5 protein-coding genes are annotated in these 3,573 nt (G+C 45.8%); all 5 read left to right on the top strand.

Annotation, left to right across the window (positions count from 1 at the left end):
* Window positions 1-140: 140 nt before the first annotated feature.
* Window positions 141-1,145 (top strand): hypothetical protein, encoded by a 1,005-nt coding sequence (locus EZI54_RS23260; RefSeq protein WP_131484246.1) that lies wholly within the window; start codon window positions 141-143, stop codon window positions 1,143-1,145.
* Between the two features lie 91 nt (window positions 1,146-1,236).
* Complete coding sequence (locus EZI54_RS23255) at window positions 1,237-1,794, top strand: hypothetical protein (RefSeq protein WP_131484245.1); 558 nt, start codon at window positions 1,237-1,239, stop codon at window positions 1,792-1,794.
* A 146-nt stretch (window positions 1,795-1,940) separates the two neighbouring features.
* A complete protein-coding gene (locus tag EZI54_RS23250; RefSeq protein ID WP_044385038.1) occupies window positions 1,941-2,255 on the top strand; it encodes a transcriptional regulator in 315 nt (104 codons plus the stop codon).
* The gene (locus EZI54_RS23245) at window positions 2,248-2,547 is read left to right on the top strand and encodes a helix-turn-helix domain-containing protein (RefSeq protein WP_016914159.1); all 300 of its coding nucleotides are present in this window, start codon (window positions 2,248-2,250) and stop codon (window positions 2,545-2,547) included. Before EZI54_RS23250 ends, EZI54_RS23245 begins: the two co-directional genes overlap by 8 nt.
* A 77-nt stretch (window positions 2,548-2,624) precedes the next feature.
* The gene (locus tag EZI54_RS23240; RefSeq protein WP_131484244.1) at window positions 2,625-3,251 is read left to right on the top strand and encodes a LysE family translocator; all 627 of its coding nucleotides are present in this window, start codon (window positions 2,625-2,627) and stop codon (window positions 3,249-3,251) included.
* The last annotated feature ends 322 nt before the right edge of the window (window positions 3,252-3,573 follow it).

Here is a 3,573-nt window from a genome sequence, read left to right as displayed (position 1 = left end):
GTGTTCCGCCAAACTGGCGGGAAACAGGCAAGGAACACACAAATAACGGGAAAATAGTGTCTGAATCTTCGATTTTTTGCCGATTAAAACCAAATTCAGCAAAAATCAGCGGTTATTCAGACCTTCCCTAGGAGGGAACTGTGATTTTTTCGGTTTCAGAAAGTCTTGAAGAAGCAAAAAAAATACTACCGAGCAGTTTCACTAGCCTAAATATATGGGAAAGGAAGCACATTGAAGAATGGGTACGGTCAAACCCAGAGCTCTTGGGGGAGGATCTCCTGATAGTTAGCATTGAATTTGATCGATTTACCAATAGCAACGACAGACTGGACGTACTTGCCCTCGACCGTTCTGGAAACCTTGTCGTAATTGAACTTAAACGTGACTCTGCAGCCGGCTATGCTGATTTGCAGGCGCTTCGCTATGCAGCAATGGTCTCTTCAATGACCATTGAAGTGCTCTTGCCTTACTACATTGCCTATCGAAAGAAATATGATGGTGAGGTTCTTTCTGATGGTGAAGCTAAAGATCAAATAATTGAGTTTGTCGAATCAGATTCATTTGTAGAGCTATCTAATAAGCCAAGAATAATTATTTGTTCCGAGGGGTTCTCACAAGAGATTACAGCGACTGTATTATGGTTGCGCGAATCAGACGTTGATATAAGTTGTGTCAAAATCACTCCATACCAGATCGGATCGCAGGTAGTAATAGTTCCGAAGGTTGTAATACCCCTTGAGGAGGCGCGCCAATATTTAATCGATATAAAGAGAAAGGAAGAAGTAAAGGAGCTATCCGTTCGTAAAAATCGCCCCAAAACCATGAAGATTCTAATAGAAAATAACTTGGTTCATGAAGGTGATAATATATATCTTAAATATGGGCTGCCTACCCATGTCGAGTTTGACCCAAATGATCCAATGTTTAGGGCAACCATCACTGGTAAGTTAGGGCAAAGCGACGCCATTCAATGGGAAAAGGATGGCCAGGAATACTCAATTTCAGCTCTCACCTGGATGATTTTCAAAGAGTTACATCCTGATAAAAAAGATCCTGGAGGGGTTAATGGCAATTGGCATTGGGTACACTCAAACGGCAATACTTTGTGGCAGATTGCCGAGCAATATTTGGAGAGTCACACATAACAAATGCGTCAACGGGACCGCTTTGTTCCGCTGTCGCTCCACAAATCGGCCCGTTACGCCGGCGTTAGCGTTTCTGTCGAGATCGGGAATCATGAATAAATTTGAAGTTGCTATATCGACACTTTTTGTTGGTTACTTTTTAGGCCAAGCAACAGACTTCGCAAAGTTTTTCTATTCCAATCATAGGAAGAAGAACGCTATAAAGGTTGAGGTTCAAGATTTATTGGATGAGTTTCAATATAAAACCACGAGAATTGAAGAGATAGCAAAAATGCTATCTGATGATGAGTTGCTGAATGTTCCAGCACCAGGGAAGGTTCATAACGTAATCTACCAAGAACTTTTTCCCGAAGTTTCGCCATATTTCAGCAAAAAAGAGCGAGAGCTACACAAATCCTTTAATGGTTCAGTTGAGCAATTTAATGGTGGGGTTGATAGCCTAATATCCGAAGGGGCCGAAAGATTTAGGAAAAACCTTTTATCCCTTTACTATTACTCTTTGCTTTGTGAAGAAACCGCAAAAAATGTCATAGATAATCATCCAGACTATAGACTAATAGAAGATGAAGGGCGCCTTACAGAAATTAATGCGAGGGTTCATGAGTTTGGTCTTCGATACGCGCTCGACGATCTTCATGAAATACGCTAACAATGCGCATCAATACGCGGCCAATGGCCGCCGGACGCCCTTTAAATTGCGGCTGCGCCTCCATTTTAAGGGCGCCGTTGTGCGCTGGCGTTAACCCCTTCGCCCGCCACCTTGCAAAACTCCGTCAATGACGTATATTTGTCGTCATGTTTACCATCATCGAAACCCCTACATTCGAAGCAGATGCCAGAAAAATCTGGACTGAGGAGGAACGAAACGCGTTCTTTGCCTGGTTGGCGGCCAATCCGGAAATTGGCGATCCCATTCCAGGTAGCGGAGGATGTAGAAAGGTTCGTTGGTCGGTGGCGGGTTCAGGGAAGCGTGGTGGAGTGCGAGTCATTTACTTCACACGGTTGGCTAATGGTGAGATCTGGCTGTTGGTGATCTACAAGAAGGCCGTCAAGGAGAACATACCCGCGCATATCCTGAAGTCGATTCGTGAGGTATTGGAAAATGAGTAATGAGACTCTGAGTGCTGAGGAGCTTGGCAACAAGCTGCTCCAATCTGTTAAAGAAATGAAAGCGGGCAAAGCCGCGCGAGTCAGTCGTGTGGAGCCAAACGAGGTCGCAGAAGCGCGTGGCAAAACTGGCCTCACGCAGCGAGAGTTTGCAGAGGTACTCCATATTTCTCCGCGCACGCTACAGGAATGGGAGCAGGGGCGACGCAAACCTTCCGGGCCGGCAAAGGCGCTCATTGAGATTGCTTTCCGCCATCCGGAGGTGATTCGGGAAGATCTTGAACTCAGGGGTTAACAAGGCGTGTAAGAGGGACAAAGTGCTACGCACTTCGCCCCTTCACTTGGCGTTATAGCCCAAAATGAGGATGAGTAATGAACATTGAAACTTGGTTAACATTTGTCGTAGCTTCATTGGTTCTCACGATGACGCCGGGACCTAGTATTTTATTAGGTGTTGTCCACTCTATGAAGTATGGTGTGAAAAAAACAGTAGTAACTGCTTTGGGGGATATCTCAGCCAACTTTTTACAAATGGTCTTGGTGGCAATTGGCTTAGGTGTGGTTATAGCCAGTTCTGAGTTGGCTTTCTTGATCATCAAATGGTTTGGTGTCGTTACATTGCTATACATGGGACTAAGAATGTTGTTTGCCAAACCCCATAAAATTCGAGAAGAAAGCACGCAGACTTCGATTTCTATACATAGGCTTTTTTTCAGCGGATTTTTTGTAGCTGCCGGAAATCCAAAAGCAATAGTGTTTTTCACGGCATTTTTCCCTCAGTTTATCGATCCAACACAGCCTCTTTTTCAACAAATGGCCGTTATGTGCCCAACCATGGCATTCTTGGATTTTACATGGGTTATGATTTATGTGATGTCCGCTAAGAAGTTTCTAGGGTTTATGCACAATCACCCTATGTACTTAAATCGTATTGGCGGTTCAGCCCTTGTTCTTGCGTCTGGCTTTTTGGTATCTACCAATCGATCCGCTAATGTTTAGCTATAACAAATAAGGATAGGTCGCGCGCAGCCGCGACCTGATCCGGTGTTGGACGAGCCCGGTGCTTCTCTATTCAGGAAATAGCGTCGGCGAACCCAGAGGTGCTTTAGCCTTGGCGTTTGGCGGCCATTTTCGCCAGGACAGGGGCGCCCGGAACCGTCGGTGAAGCCGACAGCCGGTTTGCCCTGGCCGTGATGTCATAAGGTGCGTTGGCTTCTCCCTTTGAGGTGCATGTCAGTTAAAGAAAGGCTCAGGCCGGACATCGTCGCCGGATGACGGGCCACCGGCAGGGCCGACGCCAGAAGGTAAGGCTCATGGGCTG

Source organism: Marinobacter halodurans (assembly GCF_004327985.1).
Classification (GTDB): Bacteria; Pseudomonadota; Gammaproteobacteria; order Pseudomonadales; family Oleiphilaceae; genus Marinobacter_A; species Marinobacter_A halodurans.
This window is presented reverse-complemented; position numbering and strand designations above follow the sequence as displayed.

What these genes read in the sequence shown, in the direction of transcription:
- EZI54_RS23255 (WP_131484245.1), top strand. Translation starts at nt 1,237, where the DNA reads ATGAATAAATTTGAAGTTGCTATATCGACACTTTTTGTTGGTTACTTT.
- EZI54_RS23250 (WP_044385038.1), top strand. Translation starts at nt 1,941, where the DNA reads ATGTTTACCATCATCGAAACCCCTACATTCGAAGCAGATGCCAGAAAA.
- EZI54_RS23245 (WP_016914159.1), top strand. Translation starts at nt 2,248, where the DNA reads ATGAGTAATGAGACTCTGAGTGCTGAGGAGCTTGGCAACAAGCTGCTC.
- EZI54_RS23240 (WP_131484244.1), top strand. Translation starts at nt 2,625, where the DNA reads ATGAACATTGAAACTTGGTTAACATTTGTCGTAGCTTCATTGGTTCTC.